Genomic DNA, 15,342 nt, shown 5'->3' on the forward strand with positions numbered 1-15,342 from the left:
CCGATGACCGAGAGATCGCCCAGCGGCCGGGTACGGCTGCTCGGCACGACCCTGGCGGTCGTGCTCACCCTGCTGCTCGCCGCGGGGGCGGGCTGCGACAGCCAGCGCGGCCCCGAGCCGCCGTCGGTGCAGGAGAAGCTCAAACAGTCGCACATCTACGGCCAGAGCAAGCTGCGGATCGGGGTCGCCACCTTCGAGCCGCTGATGGGCGTACGCGAGGAGAACGGCGAGTACCGCGGGTTCGACATCGACATCGCCCGGTACATCGCCGCCTCGCTCGGCTATGCCGGGGACGAGCGGATCGAGTTCGTGCACCTTGCCACCGAGGACCGGATCCCGGCACTGCAGAGCGGGCAGGTCGACATCGTGGTCTCCAGCTTCTCCATCACCGAGGAGCGGCAGAAGCTGGTGAGTTTCGCGGGGCCGTACTTCGTCACCACCCAGGAGGTGATGATCCCCGTCGCGCTGAAGAACCAGGTCCGCACCATTGAGGACCTGCGCACCCCCGGTTTCCGGGTCTGCGTCGGCGGGGGGTCGACCACCGAGGCGGAACTGGAGAAGCACGAGGTCAAGACACTCGTGGTGAAGAACGTCCGGGACTGCGTGCAGGGGATGATCGACAACAAGTACGACGCGGTCAGCTCCGACGAGACGATCCTCGCCGGCTTCCGCTCCAGCTACCCGACCCGGTTCGAGATCGTCGACATGCCGTTCGGCACCAGCGAGCAGCTCGGCGTCGGGGTGCCGATCAGCGATCCGGCCCTGCGTGACCTGGTCGCCTTCTTCCTACAGAAGAGCTACCTGGAGGGGCGGGCCGGCCGGACGAGTCCGTGGCTGTCGGCGTACCACCGCAACCTCGGGCCGTGGCTCGGGCCGGACCGTCAGCAGCCGCCGCCGCTGAACGTCCCGGACCTGGTGGACTTCGACGAGAAGGCACCGGTGTGATCCCCTCCGGGCCGGAGCCGACCGCTTCCCGGCCCGGCGCCCCGCGAGCTCGGACCGACGTCGACCCGGTGCGGCTGGCCGAGCTGCCGTTGACAGGGGATCCGAAGTCCGGCGTCCCGGTGGGGATGGCGACCGCGGCCGACGGTGACGGCGACGGCGACGGCGACGGCCGGCGGGAGGGGCCGGCGCTCGGCTGGCCGTCCGCCACCGACGCGACGGAGCGGCGATCCCGGGCCAGCCAGTCGTTCTGGACGCTTGTCGTCGGGGTACCGGCGATCTTCTCGGTGCTCCGGCTCGGCGTCGAGGCCGGTGGCGAGTTGCAGACCACCCTGCTGCTGGTCGCCAACGTGAACCCGGTGAACCTGGCCGCCGCGCTGGTCACCACCGCCGCCCGGCTGGTCTCGGCCGGGCTGGTCGCGGTCTTCGCGATCGGCGCCGTGCTGCTGGTCAGCGCCGAGCGCAACCCGTCGCACCGGATCGGGCGCCGTCCGCCGATCTTCGCCCGCTGGCGGGCGACCGCCCCGCCGTGGGTGGTGATCGCCAGCTTCGCCGTCGCGCTCGCCACCTGGCCGATCCTCTACCTGCCGCTGCTGCTGCCGGCGTTCGCGGCCGCCTTCCAGCTCAGTCCGGACCGGCTCGACGAGCGGCGGATCCCCCGGCTGCTGATCCTCGGCGCGCTGCTGGCCGGTTACGCCGTACTGGTGCTGCCGACCCTGGGCGACGCCTGGGCGCAGCGGGAGGCGTTCGCGGTACTCGTCGTCGCGGCCCCGCCGCTGCTGGCGATGCTCGTCACCGGGCCCGTACCGGTGGTGGTGGCCCGACCGCTCGCCATGACCGCGCAGCTGGCGGTGCTCGGGATGCTCTGCTGGGCGGCGCTGCCGGTGATCACCACTCCGGTGCTGCCGCTGACCGTGACCACGATCCGGCCCGCCGACGACGGCACCCACACCGGGACGAATTCCGGGACCGGCACCGGGACGGATTCCGACACCGGGACGGATTCTGGGACCGACACCGGGACGGGTTCCGGGGTGACGCAGCCGGGTCCGGGCGGCGGGTCGGGGGCGCCGGGGTCGGAGACCGGCGGCGTCGAGCGGATCCGGGGACACGTGATCACCGTGGACGATGTCAACATGGTGATCCTCCAGGAGCGGGGCGGGGTCCGGTACGTGCCGACCGGCCAGGTCGAGGCGCAGGTGCTCTGCCCGACCGAGGAGGAACTGCCCCGGTACCGGCTGCGGATCCACGGCTTCCACGTGGAGGACTCGCTGCTGGAGGGGATGGGTCGGCGGGTACGCCCGGTGAACCGGATCGACGCGGAGTGCCGTACCGGCCCGGTCCGCTGAGCTGGCGCCGGCACACCACGGCGGTTCGGGTGTTCGGGTGGCTCAGTAGCTCTTCGGCTGCCGCAGTACGCGCTGGGCGACGAAGTTGAGGATCATCTCCCGGCTGACCGGTGCGATCCGGCCGGCCCGTACCGCGCCGAGCAGGGTGGCCACCCCGTAGTCGGTGGTCATGCCGTTGCCGCCGTGCACCTGGATGGCGGTGTCCACGGCCAGCGCCGCCGCCTCGGCCGAGGCGTACTTGGCCAGGTTCGCGGCGACACCCGCCTCGACGTCCCGGCCGGCGTCGTAGAGGGTGGCGGCCTTGGCGGTCATCAGCCGGGCGAGTTCCACCTGGACGGCCGCGTGCGCGAGTGGATGCGAGACGCCCTGGTGGGTGCCGACCGGCCGGCCCCAGACCCGCCGGGTGGCGGTGTAGCCGGAGGCGCGCTCGATGGCGTACCGGCCGGTGCCCGCGCTCATCGCGGCGACCGTGATCCGCTCCGGGTTGAGCCCGGCGAAGAGGGCCGGCAGTCCGGTGTCCAGCCCGCCCCGGTCGTCCGGCTCGGCCGTCCCGCCGACCAGTGCGTCGCCGGGCAGCCGGACGTCGTCGAGGTAGAGCAGCCACTGGTTCTCCGGGGAGACGATCTCCATCTCCAGCTTGGACCGGGTCAGTCCGGCCGCGTCCGTCGGGACGAGGAAGAGCGCCGGCCGCAGCCGCTCGTCGGCCTGTCGCGTCGGGGTGGCCGGTTGCGTCGGGGTGGCTGGCTCGTCGTCGGGTACCCGGGCGACGACCAGGACGTGATCGGCCTCGTCCACGCCGGAGATGAAGCACTTGCGGCCGGAGAGTACCCATTCGGCGCCCTCCCGTCGGGCCACCGTGCCGAGCCGGTGGAAGTTCGAGCCGGCCTCCGGCTCGGTGATGGCGAAGGCGATCTTCGACGATCCGTCGGCGAGCCCCGGCAGGAAGGTACGCCGCTGCGCCTGTGTGCCGTGCCGGCCGATCACCGTGCCGGCGATGGCCGGCGAGACCACCAGGAGCAGCAGCGGGCAGCCGGTCGCCGCCAGTTCCTCGCAGACGATGGCGAGTTCGGTGATGCCGCCGCCACCGCCGCCGTACTCGACCGGGATGTTGACCCCCAGATATCCCAGCCGGCCCGCCTCGTCCCACAGTTCCGTGGTGTGCTCGCCGGCCTTCGCCCTGGCGACGAAGTAGTCGTGGCCGTAGCGCTGCCCGAGCGCCCGGACGGCCTCCCGGAGCTGCCGCTGCTCGGGGGTGGGATCGAAGTCCATGCGGGGATGCCTTCCGACGAGGGGACCTGGGTGGGTGGCCGGGTCACGGCGGTTCCGTGGTCAGGCCGGGGGCTGCTGTTCCGGGGTGACCACGGCGAGTACGGCGCCGGTCTCCACCTGGGAGCCGGCGGTGACCGGCAGTTCGGTCACCACCCCGGAGCCCGGGGCGGTGACCGGGTGTTCGAGCTTCATCGCCTCCAGCACGAGCAGCGGCTCACCGGCGGCGACCCGCTGCCCGACCGCCACCAGGGTCCGGCTGACCGTGCCGGGCAACGGGGCCAGCAGCGAACCCTCGGCCAGTTCCGGAGCCGGCTCGGCGTACCGGGGAAGTTCGGTGAGCGTCACCGAGCCGTCGGGACCGTCGACGAAGCAGACCGCCCCGACTTGGTGTACGGCGTACACCTGCCGTACGCCGTCGACTTGCAGCACGGTGCCGGACGGTTCGCAGCCGAGCAGCACCACCTCGGGCCGGGCACCCGTTCCCGGCTGTGCGGCGCCGTCCGATGCTGGCGGAGCGGCGTCGGCGGGCCGGGCTGACCAGGCGACCAGGGCGCCGGAGCGGTCCAGCCGGTAGTCGATCTCCAGCGGGCCGGCCGGTGTGGCGTACCCGATGGTCTGTGGAGTGGTGGGGACGTTGCGCCAACCGGACGGCAGGGTGCCGAGCACCGGGGCGGCGGCCCGGCGCGCGGCGGCCCCGGCCAGCGCGGCGGCCAGCCCGGCCAGCCCGACCCGGTCCGGCGGCAGCAGCGGGGTGAAGACCTCCGGATGCCGGTCCAGGAAAGCCGTGTCGATCTCGCCCGCCCGGAACTCCGCCGAGCCGAGCACCCGGACCAGCAGGTCCCGGTTGGTCGCGACGCCGTGCAGCCGCGCCCGGCGCAGCGCCCCGGCCAGCGCCCGCGCCGCCTCGTCCCGGGTCGGTGCCCAGGCGACCAGCTTCGCGACCATCGAGTCGTAGTGCACCCCCACCACCGAGCCGTCCCGTACCCCGGAATCGAGCCGCAGCCCGGAGTCGCGCCGCCGGTCGACGCCGAACTCGACGTCCACCCCCGGCACGGCGAACCGGTGCAGCGTGCCGGTCGCCGGCAGCCAGTCGGCGGCCGGGTCCTCGGCGCAGAGCCGCACCTCGATCGCGTGCCCGCTGACCGGCGGGGCGGTCGCCGGCAGCGCACCACCCTCGGCGACCAGCAGTTGCAGCCGGACCAGGTCGAGGCCGGTGACGCACTCGGTGACCGCGTGCTCGACCTGGAGCCGGGTGTTCATCTCCAGGAAGTGGAACTCGCCGGCCGGGGTCAGCAGGAACTCGACAGTGCCCACCCCGAGATAGCCGACGGCGCGGGCGGCGACCACCGCCGCGCGTTCCAGCCCGGCCCGCAACTCCGGGGTGACCGCGACCGAGGGCGCCTCCTCGACGATCTTCTGGTGCCGGCGCTGGATCGAGCACTCGCGCTCGCCGAGCGAGAGCACCGTGCCGTGCCCGTCGGCGACGACCTGCACCTCGACGTGCCGGGCCCGCTCGACGTACGGCTCCACGAAGACGGTGCCGTCACCGAAGGTGGCGGCAGCCTCCCGGCGGGCCGAGGAGATCGCGGACGCCAGGTCGGCCGGTTCGCGGACGATCCGCATGCCGCGCCCGCCGCCGCCAGCCGCCGCCTTGACCAGTACCGGGAACGCGGTGATCCGCTCCGGGTCGGCGTAGGTCGGCAGCATCGGCACCCCGGCGTCGGACAGCAGCGCCTTCGCCTCGGTCTTGTCGCCCATCGCCGCGATCGCCTTCGCCGGCGGGCCCACCCAGGTCAACCCGGCGTCGCCGACGGCGGCGGCGAACCCGGCGTCCTCGGCGAGAAAGCCGTAGCCGGGGTGCACCGCGTCCGCCCCGGACCGCCGGGCCGCCTCGACCAGCGACTCCACCCGGAGGTACGTGTCCACAGGTGCCGCACCCGGCAGCCGGACCGCGAGATCGGCCTCGCCGACGTACGGCGCCCCGGCGTCCGGATCGGAGTACACGGCGACCGTCTCGATGCCGAGCGACCGGCAGGTGGCGAAGACCCGCCGGGCGATCTCGCCCCGGTTGGCCATCAGCAGTCTGCGGATCGTCACCGCTCCTTATCGTTGCGCCTGAGGTGTAAGGAAGGGCCCCTTCTTATCGTTTTCTGTTGTAGCGGGGGCCCTTCCTAACACCTCAGAGGCGGAAGACGCCGAAGGTGTCGGCGCCGCGTACCGGTCCGTTGTGGATGGCGGAGAGGCAGAGCCTGAGGACGGTACGGGTGTCCCGGGGGTCGATCACGCCGTCGTCGTAGAGCCGCCCGGAGAGGTGCAGCGCGGCCGACTCCGCCTCGATCCGCTGCTCCACCATGGCCCGCATGGCGGCGTCCGAGTCCTCGTCGTAGGGCCGGCCCTTGGCCTGGGCCGCCTGCCGGGCCACGATCGAGAGCACCCCGGCGAGCTGACTCGGCCCCATCACCGCCGATCTGGCGTTCGGCCAGGTGAACAGGAAACGCGGCTCGTACGCCCGCCCGCACATGCCGTAGTTGCCCGCCCCGTACGAGGCGCCGAGGTTCACCGTCAGATGCGGCACGGTCGAGTTCGACACCGCGTTGATCATCAGTGCCCCGTGCTTGATGATGCCGCCCTGCTCGTACTCGGTGCCGACCATGTAGCCGGTGGTGTTCTGCAGGAACAACAGCGGGGTGTCGGCGGCGTTGGCGAGCTGGATGAACTGGGCCGCCTTCTGCGCCTCGGCGGAGAAGAGCACCCCCTGCACGTTGGCGAGCACCCCGACCGGATAGCCGTGCAGCTCACCCCAGCCGGTCGCCAGGTTGCGCCCGTACGCCGGCTTGAACTCGTCGAACTCGGAGCCGTCCAGGATCCGGGCCAGCACCTCGCGCGGGTCGAACGGCACCCGCAGGTCACCACTCGGGATGCCGAGCAACTCCTCCGGGTCGTACTTCGGCGGCGCGGGCACGGCGGTGCGGGGCGGCGGGCCGTGCTTGCGCCAGGCGAGCCGGCGTACGCACTGCCGGGCCAGCCGCAGTCCGTCCCGCTCGTCGGCGGCGACGAAGTCGGCCAGCCCGGAGGTGCCGGCGTGCATGGCGGCGCCGCCCAGCGACTCGTCGTCGGCGTCCTCGCCGGTGGCCATCTTGACCAGCGGGGGCCCGGCCAGGAAGACCTTGGCCCGGTCCCGCACCATGATGGTGAAGTCGGACATCCCCGGCACGTACGCCCCGCCGGCCGTCGCGGTGCCGAAGACCACCGAGACGGTGGGGATGCGGGCCGCCGAGAGCCGGGTCAGGTCCCGGAACACCTGCCCGCCGGGGATGAAGATCTCCGCCTGGCTGGGCAGGTCGGCCCCGCCGGACTCGACCAGGTTCACCATCGGCAGCCGGTTCGCGTAGGCGATCTCGCCGGCCCGCCTGGTCTTCCGCAACGTGTACGGGTTGACCGCGCCGCCGCGTACCGTCGGGTCGTTGGCGACGACGACGCACTCGACGCCCTCGACCACCCCGATCCCGGTGACCACGCTGGCCCCGGTCGGGAAGTCGGTGCCCCAGGCGGCGACCGGGGAGAGTTCCAGGAACGGGGCGTCCCGGTCGAGGAGCAGCTCGATCCGTTCCCGGGCCAGCAGTTTGCCCCGGGCGTGGTGCCGGGCCACGTACTTCTCCCCGCCACCGGCGCGGGTGGCGTCCAGCGCGCCCGCCAGCTCCGCCAGCCGGTCCAGCATCGCCGCCCGGTTTTCCCGGTACGCCGTGGCCGCCGGGTCGACGGCCGTCCGCAACACACTCACGACCAGCTCCTCCGTCCGTGCTGCGGCATGGTCCCGCCTTCCGGCGCGGTCAGCAGCTCGGTCGGCAGTTCGACGAGTCGGGCGCGGAGCAGCTCGCCGAGCGCCTTGGCCTGGGGGTCGAACCGGGTCGAGCCGGCCGCTCCGGCCGCCCCGAGCAGCCCGGGCAGGACGAAGTTGACCGCCCGCAGGTTCGGCAGTTCGTAGCGGCGTACCGGCAGGGTGGCGGCCTCCGGCAACAGGGTGCGGAGCCGGTCCACGGTCAGCCATCCGCGTAGCCACCGGTAGCCGTCGGTCGACCGGGCCCACACCCCGAGGTTCGCGTCACCACCCTTGTCGCCCGACCGGGCGCCGACCAGTGCCCCGAGCGGCGCCCGCCGGGTCGCCCCGCCCTCGGCTGTCGGCCGGTTCCCGGTAGCCGCCCCGCCCTCGGCTGTCGGCCGGCCGGGGTAGCTCGCCGTGAGCGTCGGGGGTGCGATCTCGACGCGCTCGCCGGAGGGCAGGACCGCGACCTGGCGTACCCGCTCCTGGGCCACCTCCTCGACGGCGAAGAGCCCGTACGGGCTGGCGTCGCCGGGCGGGGTGGTGAGGGTACAACCTGGGTAGGAGGCCAGGGCCAGTTCCACGGCGGCGGCCGAGAACGCCCGCCCGGCCCGCTTCGGGTCGCCGTCGCTCAGGTGTACGTGCAGCAGCGCGCTCGCCGTCTCGGTGTCGGCCGCGTCCGGGTGGTCGGTACGGGCCAGCGTGAACTCGAGCCCGTCGGCACCGATCGCGTCGGTGAGCTGGGACCGGACCAGTGCCGCCTTCGCCTCGACGTCGAGTCCACAGAGGACGAAGGTCATCGAGTTGCGGAAGCCGCCCAGCCGGGTCACCCCGACCTTGAGGGTGGGCGGCGGGGGCGTGCCGCGCGCCCCGCTGACGCGTACCCGGTCCGGGCCGGCGTCGGCCAGGGTGACCGTGTCGAGCCGGGTCACCACGTCCGGGCCGAGATAGTCGGGGCCGGCGATCTCGTACAGCAGTTGGGCGGTGACGGTCTCCCGGGTGACCGCGCCGCCGGTGCCGGGATGCTTGGTGAGTACCGCCGAGCCGTCCGGGTGCAGTTCGGCGACCGGGAAACCGGGGCGGCGCCCGCCGTCCGGCAGTTCGGTGAAGAAGCTGAAGTTTCCGCCGCTGACCTGGGCGCCGCATTCGAGCAGGTGGCCGGCGACGGTCGCCCCGGCCAGCGGGTCCAGGTCGGCGCGGGTCCAGCCGAAGTGTGCGATCCCCGGGCCGACCGCCAGCGAGGCGTCGGTGACCCGACCGGTGACCACCACGTCCGCCCCGGCGCTCAGGCAGGCGGCGATGCCGAACGCCCCAAGGTACGCGTTCGCGGTCAGCGCGCCGGGGCGGTGCGGTGCGTCGCCGTCGACGTACCCGATCCGGACCGGCAGCCCGAGCCGGTCGGCGAGGGTGCGGAGCGCGGCGGCCAGCCCGGCCGGGTTCAGCCCGCCGGCGTTCGTCACGATCCTCACGCGGCGGTCCAGCGCGGTGCCGAGACACGGTTCGAGCTGCCGGAGGAAGGTCCGGGCGTAGCCGAGTTCCGGGTCGCGCTGCCGGTCCCGGCCGAGGATCAGCATGGTCAGCTCGGCCAGGTAGTCGCCGGTCAGCACGTCGAGTTCGCCGCCGTCGAGCATCTCCCGCCAGGCGTCGAACCGGTCGCCGTAGAACCCGGAGGCGTTGCCGATCCGCAGCACGTCCGGGCTGGGTCCGATCACCGTACCGGCCGGCCCGGGGCGTCCGCCCCAGCCGGCGGCCGATCGGGGCCGGGCGGGCCGGCGAAGACCTGGGCGATGCCGAGCCACTCGGTGGCGACCGGCCCGACCGCGACCAGCGCCAGGTCGGCGGGGTGCCGCCGCCGGGTGACCAGCAGGCAGAAGTCCAGCGCCGGCCCGGTGACCCGGTCCGCCGCCTCGGCCGGCCCGAACTGCCAGGAGTCGCCGTGCGGGCCGGTCAGCTCGAACCGCACCGGCACGTCGGGGACCGGGCGTCCGTGGGTGGCGAAGGCGTGTCCGACGGTACGGGTACCGAGGTAGGCGACGTGCCGGAGCCGGGCGGTCGGGACCCGGGTGACGCCGAGCGCGTCGGCGACGTCCTCGCCGTGCGCCCAGGTTTCCATGATCCGTGCGGTCGCCATCGAGCTGGCCGACATCCGGGTGCCGTACCAGGGCATCTTGCCGCCGGCCGGTACCCGGCGCAGGGCCTGGTCCAGGGCCGACCGGCCGGCCCGCCACCGCCGCGACAACTCGGGTACGGGGGCCAGGAACTCCGCCGCGCCCCGGTCGATGAAGCCGTGCGGATCCTCCGCCGCGTGCCGGATCGACTCGGCGAACGCCTCGACGTCGGTGGCGGCGAGGGTGGCGACGTGGTCGGTCCAGGCGAGGTGGGCGATCTGGTGCGCGATGGTCCAGCCGGCTGCGGGGGTGGGGCGGGACCAGTCCGGCTCGGGCAGCTCCGCCACCAGCGTCTCCAGCGCCGCCGACTCGGCGGCCAGGTCCGTCAGCAGGCTGTCGAGGTCGACCATGCGCAGGCTCCTTGCCGTTTCGCGGTGGGGTTGTCGGTGCGGTTGGGGTCAGTGCGCTTTCGTCGCGATGATCGAGGCGAGTTGTCGTTTCCAGACGCCGAGCAGGGCGGTGCGCCGGGTCGAGTCGTCGGAGAGCAGGTTGGCCACCCCGAGCCCACGGAGCAGGTCGAGGGTCGCCTGGATCGCCTCGCGTACCCCAGGTTGCCGTTCGTCGGCGCCGAGCAGGTCGACGGTGAGCCGGTGCATCTCCCGGCCGACCCGGGCCTCCAGCGGCACCAGCGCGTCGCGCAACTCCGGATCGGTCCGTCCGGCGACCCACAGCTCCAGGGCGGCGACGAAGAGCGGTCCGGTGAAGGCGGTGGCCAGCATGTCGACGGCTCGGTCGAGCCGTTCGGGTCCGGCCGGCAGGCCGGCCGCCTCGGCGCGGATCTCGGCTGCCCGGCGCTCGGCCAGGTGTTCGACGGCGGCCATCACCAGGGTGCTCTTGGTCGGGTAGTGGTGCAGTTGGGCGCCTCGGGAGACGCCGGCCCGGGCCGCCACCACCGTGGTGGTGGTGCCGGACCAGCCCCGTTCGACCAGACAGTCCACAGTGGCTTCCAGCACCCGCGCCTGGGTCGCCCGGCTGCGCTCCCGCTGCGGGGTACGGGTCGGTGCGGTGGACATGGGACCAGCCTGTCGGCCGAGAAACAAACAGTCAAGACTGCTTGTTTCTCGGCCCGGCCCGTCGAGTCCAGCTCGCACACCCTTCTCAGGGGCGGCCGGCCGACGTGGTTCGGCCCCGCACACCATCCAGTGGGTGGTGATACGGGGCCGGGTGTGCGGGGTCGATCAGAACGCGGTCCGGCAGAACCGGTCGGAGCAGCGTGCTGGCTCAGACGCGGGCGCGGCGGGCCAGGCGCTCCGGGTCGAGGATGATGATGCTCTTGCCGTCCAGGCGCAGCCAGCCGCGCGAGGCGAAGTCGGCCAGCGCCTTGTTGACGGTCTCCCGGGAGGCGCCGACGAGCTGGGCGATCTCCTCCTGGGTCAGGTCGTGGGTGACCCGGAGTACGCCGCCGTCCCGGGTGCCGAACCGGCCCGCCATCTGGAGCAGGTTCTTCGCCACCCGGCCGGGCACGTCGGTGAAGATCAGGTCGGCCAGGTTGTCGTTCGTCCGGCGCAGCCTGCGGGCGAGCACCCGGAGCAGTTGCTCCGCTATCTCCGGCCGGTTGTTCAGCCAGGGGCGCAGCGCCTGCTTGCGCAGCCGGGCGAGCCGGGTGTCGATCACGGCGGTGGCGGTCGCCGTACGCGGGCCGGGGTCGAAGAGCGAGAGTTCGCCGACCATGTCGGAGGGGCCCATCACGGCGATCAGGTTCTGCCGGCCGTCGGCGGCCCGGCGGCCCACCTTGATCTTGCCGCTCAGGACGATATAGAGGCTGTCACCTGGTTCGCCCTCGTTGAAGACGATTTCGCCCTTACGGACCTCAAGGGTCTCCATGTCCTTCGCGAGTGCCTCGGCAGCCTCGGGGTCAACACCCTGGAAGATCCCACTCCGAGCCAACACCTCGTCCATCGCGCACCTCCGCCCACGCGAGCCGTCCGCGGCCGGGTTCCGGCCGGTGATCCGGCGCGCGCCGCCAAGTCTAGGCGCATGTGAAGACTAATCGGAGGAGCACCCCTGGAATCTTGATCCGGCGCCGGGCGGGGCAACCCCACATAACCCGGGGGTACGCCCGGTTTCGCGCCCGGCGTGTCCACCCGGGCGGGTCCACCCCTCACCCCCCACCCCCCACCCTTCTCCTCCCCACCCTTCTCCTCCCCACCCACCCACTCACCCACCGCGCACCGACCTGGACAACAGAGGCGTCATCCCCTCCCCGTAACGCCCTTGTTGTCCAGGTGAACGGCGAGGGTCCAGGTGAATGGAGTGCCCAGTGACGCGCACGAGACGGTCGTTCCGGGGAGTGCGCCCGTTGACGGACGGCCAGGGTGTGCGCGGTCGGGTGGGTGTGTGGGGTCGGGTCGTTAGAGTCGGGCCGTGCAGAACGAGCCGCTGTTCACCTACCGGGTCGAGGACGGGCGGCAGGTGCCGCTGCTGGTCTGGCAGCTCGACCGGCCAGCGCTGGCGATCAGCTCCGGGCCGCTCGGCGGCGGGATCGGGGTACGGCACTGGGTGGTGAACGCGACCGTGCCGATGTCGTACCGCCGGGACGACCCGGAGGTCCACCTCGGTGAACTGGCCGACCGGCTCGGCCTGCGCGGACCCGGGGTCGGTCTGCTCACCGGCGTCGACGTGACCGAGGTGGTGGCCACCGCAGACGACGGCGTCCGGGTCTGGGCCACCGTCGGCCTCGGCGCCCCGATCTGGGCGGCAGCCGAGCCCGCACCGACCCCCGCACCCGCACCCGCACCCGTCCCGGCGCCCGCATCAGGGTCGGTTCAGCATGTCGGCACGGTAAACGTCGTCGCGTTGCTGCCGGAGCGCCTCGGCGACGCGGCCCTGGTCAACGCCGTCGCCACGATCACCGAGGCCAAGGCGCAGGCGTTGCGGGAACTGGGCCTGCCGGCCACCGGCACCGCCACCGACGCGGTCACCGTGCTCTGCCCGCCGGACGGCCCGGCCGCGCCGTACGGGGGTCCGCGATCCCGTTGGGGTGCCCCGCTGGCCCGCGCCGCCTGCCGGGCGGTACGCGATGGCGGTGCCTTGCCGATCGTTCCCTGGTCACACCGCTGACCCGGTCCCCGAATCCCCGACCTCCCGTCCGTATCGGGTCGCGCCCGTCGAGCGCGGCGGCGGGTCGCGACGGTGGCCGGTGAGGGGTCGCGAGCGTGGCGTGGGTGGGCCATCATGACCTCCGTCGATCGCCGGCAACGCGGTTCGTCTGGACGGGGGAGTATTTCGATGGGACGACTCGGCAACATCCTGTTGGCCGCCACGCTCAGCGGTGGACTGGCCGCCGGACTCGTCGGCTGTGGTGGTGGCGACGGACCGGAGGTGCCTCCGGTCCCGGACACCTTCGTCGTCGAGGGCACCTCCCGGCTCGACGACCCGTTCGGCGACCTGGAACTGGAATCGCGGGAGCTGCCCGAGGACGCGGTACTCGTCGGCGCGGACTACGAGGTGGCGCTGAGCCGGTACGGCGTGGCGACGGAGCTGACCGAGGAGGCGGTCCGGGAGTTGGCGCTGCGGGGCCCGGAACAGGCGCCGCCCTGGTTGGCCGGCAAGGGCCGGGAGTTCCTGCTGCTGCACCTGACCGAGCCCGAGCAGCGTAAGCGGCCGCTCTCCAACCGCTTTCCGAAGGTGATGGTGCTGGTCGACGGCGTGGCCCGGGAACTCGACGGCACCGCGCTGCTGCCGAGGAGTGTCGTCGTCGTGTCGGTGCCGGCGGGGGCGGACGCCACCCTCGCGGTGAACGAGGGTGGGAACATCCAGTCGATAAGCATCCGTACCGGCAAGCTCGTCGGGCCGTCGCCGCAGCCGGTGGCGCCGAAGCCGTCATCGACGGCGGACCAGCCGGCCACCCCGTCGGACCGGCTGGTCGCCTCGGGCACCGTCCGGCTGACCGACTACGTCGCCGTGCCCCGCCGCGATCCCGGGCTGGGCTGGGACGCGTTGGTCGACGTCGCGGTCGAGGTCGAGCTGCGCGGGTACGACGAGAAGCTCGGTGCGGCCCGACCCGGCATGCTCTGGGCGCGGGTGACCGCGAACCTGCACGCCAATCCCACCCGGGTCAAGTTCAAGATCGACCTGTCCCGGAGTCTGACGATCCGTACCGCCGCCGGACAGGCGCTCCGGGTCCCGGCCGGTACCTCCGTGACGGTGCCCGCGTTCAGCTCGGCGGGCTCGACGCTGACCGTCCCGGTCACCTGGTCGGAGGCGTTCCAGGTGCCGGCGAAGACCCGGAAGTTCTCGGTGACCTACCGCACCCGGGCCACCGTCACCGCCGACGACGGCCGGAAGGAGGGGTTCGAACGGCGCGACACCCGCAACAGCGGCACGATCACCCTGAAGTGACGGCGACACGATCACCCTCAAGGTGACGGCGACACTGACCGGTCGACGGTCGCCCCGGTGGACCGATCCCGGTACTGTTCCCGGGCGATGGACGACACCCAGCCGACCCCAGCCAAGTCCCGCCGGGCGCCCCGCGGCGCCGGCCGGACCGCCCTCGTCGTGACCGCGGTCCTCGCCGTGCTGCTCGGAACGGGTGTGGCCGCCGTGGCCGCCTTCGACCTGCTCGGCGGCGACGACACCGCCGGGCCGCAGGCCACGCCGAGTGCTGCCGGTTCCGCCTCGACCGACCCGTCCCCGACCGGGGAGCCGGTGCCCAAGGTCATCTCGATGTCCGCCACCGGTGACATCGTGATGGGCAACGCCCCGGGGCGACTGCCGCCCAACGGTGGCAAGGGGTTCTTCAACTCGGTCAGGAAGGCGCTCGCCGCCGACCTGGTGATGGGCAACCTCGAGGAGCCGTTGACCGACGACACCGGTACCTCGAAGTGTGGCGCCAACTCGACCCGGTGCCACCAGTTCCGGGCGCCGCCGTCGTACGCCGGGCATCTCGCCGAGGCCGGCTTCGAGCTGCTCAACCAGGCCAACAACCACGGGTACGACTACGGTAAGGCCGGCTACGAGAACACCCAGGAGGCCCTGGAGAAGTACGACCTCCAGCACACCGGCGCGCCCAACCAGATCACCGTGGTCGACGTCGAGGGCGTCAAGGTGGCGGTGGCCGGCTTCTCGTCGTACGTCTGGTCCAACAGCCTGATCAACATCAGTTCGGCGAAGAAGGTGATCCAGAAGGCCGCCGGCATGGCGGACCTGGTCGTCGTGCAGGTGCACATGGGCGGCGAGGGCTCGGAGAAGACACGGGTCCGGCCGGGCACCGAGATGTTCCTCGGCGAGAACCGGGGTGACCCGATCAAGTTCTCCCACTCGATGATCGACGCGGGTGCGGATCTGGTGGTCGGGCACGGGCCGCACGTGATGCGGGCGCTGGAGTTCTACAAGGGGCGGCTGATCGCCTACAGCCTCGGCAACTTCGCCGGCGGCGGGGGGACGCTCAGCAACAACGGCCGGCTCGGCTGGGGAGCCGTGCTGAAGGTGTCGCTGACCGCCGAGGGGGAGTGGGCGGGCGGGCAGCTCGTCTCGACGTACATGAACGGTTCGGGCCTGCCGACGATGGACCCGCAGCGGCGGGCCGCCGGGCTGGTCCGGGGCCTCTGCAAGTCCGACTTCCCGAAGACCGGTGCCCGGGTGGCGGCGGACGGCAAGATCACCCCACCCGCCGCCGCGACCTGAGCCAGCCGCCGGGAGTTGATTTGGCGATCGCGAGCTGGGCCGGCTGAGCCAGCGGGGCCGGCCGCCGCGAGCTGGTGCGGCTGAGCCGGTCACCGGGTGGGCGGCGGGGTGGACGGAGTTCCCATGCTTCGGCCGGGTCCGGCTCCCCGGCGTCGATGTCGTCGTC

At 72.9% G+C, this 15,342-nt stretch carries 12 protein-coding genes; 5 read left to right on the forward strand and 7 right to left on the reverse strand.

The window, feature by feature from the left end; all coding sequences use genetic code 11:
- Positions 1–3 precede the first annotated feature (3 nt).
- Both O7626_RS36205 and O7626_RS36210 read left to right on the forward strand, forming a co-directional pair.
- The gene (locus O7626_RS36205; protein WP_278065446.1) at positions 4–945 is read left to right on the forward strand and encodes a transporter substrate-binding domain-containing protein; all 942 of its coding nucleotides are present in this window, start codon (positions 4–6) and stop codon (positions 943–945) included.
- Positions 942–2,291 (forward strand): hypothetical protein, encoded by a 1,350-nt coding sequence (locus tag O7626_RS36210; RefSeq protein ID WP_278065447.1) that lies wholly within the window; start codon positions 942–944, stop codon positions 2,289–2,291. Before O7626_RS36205 ends, O7626_RS36210 begins: the two co-directional genes overlap by 4 nt.
- 42 nt (positions 2,292–2,333) lie before the next feature.
- Here O7626_RS36210 and O7626_RS36215 read toward each other — a convergent pair whose 3' ends face one another.
- The 7 genes from O7626_RS36215 to O7626_RS36245 all read right to left on the reverse strand — a co-directional run bounded on the left by O7626_RS36215 (position 2,334) and on the right by O7626_RS36245 (position 11,447).
- A complete protein-coding gene (locus tag O7626_RS36215; protein WP_278065448.1) occupies positions 2,334–3,560 on the reverse strand; it encodes an acyl-CoA dehydrogenase in 1,227 nt (408 codons plus the stop codon).
- A 60-nt stretch (positions 3,561–3,620) separates the two neighbouring features.
- Positions 3,621–5,657 (reverse strand): biotin carboxylase N-terminal domain-containing protein, encoded by a 2,037-nt coding sequence (locus O7626_RS36220; RefSeq protein ID WP_278065449.1) that lies wholly within the window; start codon positions 5,655–5,657, stop codon positions 3,621–3,623.
- Positions 5,658–5,739: 82 nt separating this feature from the next.
- Positions 5,740–7,341 (reverse strand): carboxyl transferase domain-containing protein, encoded by a 1,602-nt coding sequence (locus O7626_RS36225; RefSeq protein ID WP_278065450.1) that lies wholly within the window; start codon positions 7,339–7,341, stop codon positions 5,740–5,742.
- On the reverse strand, positions 7,338–9,092 hold the full coding sequence (locus tag O7626_RS36230) for an acyclic terpene utilization AtuA family protein (protein ID WP_278065451.1): 1,755 nt from the start codon (positions 9,090–9,092) through the stop codon (positions 7,338–7,340). The genes O7626_RS36225 and O7626_RS36230 overlap by 4 nt, the downstream gene beginning before the upstream one ends.
- Positions 9,089–9,898 carry a TIGR03084 family metal-binding protein gene (locus tag O7626_RS36235; RefSeq protein ID WP_278065452.1) on the reverse strand — a complete coding sequence of 270 codons (810 nt, stop codon included), beginning with the start codon at positions 9,896–9,898 and terminating at the stop codon, positions 9,089–9,091. The genes O7626_RS36230 and O7626_RS36235 overlap by 4 nt, the downstream gene beginning before the upstream one ends.
- A 48-nt stretch (positions 9,899–9,946) precedes the next feature.
- Positions 9,947–10,561, reverse strand: a complete 615-nt coding sequence (locus tag O7626_RS36240) for a TetR/AcrR family transcriptional regulator (RefSeq protein WP_278065453.1) — start codon at positions 10,559–10,561, stop codon at positions 9,947–9,949.
- 208 nt (positions 10,562–10,769) lie between these two features.
- Positions 10,770–11,447 carry a Crp/Fnr family transcriptional regulator gene (locus O7626_RS36245; protein WP_101369128.1) on the reverse strand — a complete coding sequence of 226 codons (678 nt, stop codon included), beginning with the start codon at positions 11,445–11,447 and terminating at the stop codon, positions 10,770–10,772.
- A gap of 465 nt (positions 11,448–11,912) precedes the next feature.
- Here O7626_RS36245 and O7626_RS36250 point away from each other — a divergent pair, with 465 nt between their 5' ends.
- From O7626_RS36250 to O7626_RS36260, 3 genes are all read left to right on the forward strand, one after another.
- On the forward strand, positions 11,913–12,608 hold the full coding sequence (locus tag O7626_RS36250; RefSeq protein ID WP_278065454.1) for an adenosylcobinamide amidohydrolase: 696 nt from the start codon (positions 11,913–11,915) through the stop codon (positions 12,606–12,608).
- A 168-nt stretch (positions 12,609–12,776) separates the two neighbouring features.
- Positions 12,777–13,889 carry a hypothetical protein gene (locus O7626_RS36255; RefSeq protein ID WP_278065455.1) on the forward strand — a complete coding sequence of 371 codons (1,113 nt, stop codon included), beginning with the start codon at positions 12,777–12,779 and terminating at the stop codon, positions 13,887–13,889.
- 87 nt (positions 13,890–13,976) lie between these two features.
- The gene (locus O7626_RS36260; protein ID WP_278065456.1) at positions 13,977–15,176 is read left to right on the forward strand and encodes a CapA family protein; all 1,200 of its coding nucleotides are present in this window, start codon (positions 13,977–13,979) and stop codon (positions 15,174–15,176) included.
- Positions 15,177–15,342: the final 166 nt, after the last annotated feature.

Origin of the sequence: Micromonospora sp. WMMD1102 (assembly GCF_029626265.1) — a bacterium.
Classification (GTDB): Bacteria; Actinomycetota; Actinomycetes; order Mycobacteriales; family Micromonosporaceae; genus Plantactinospora.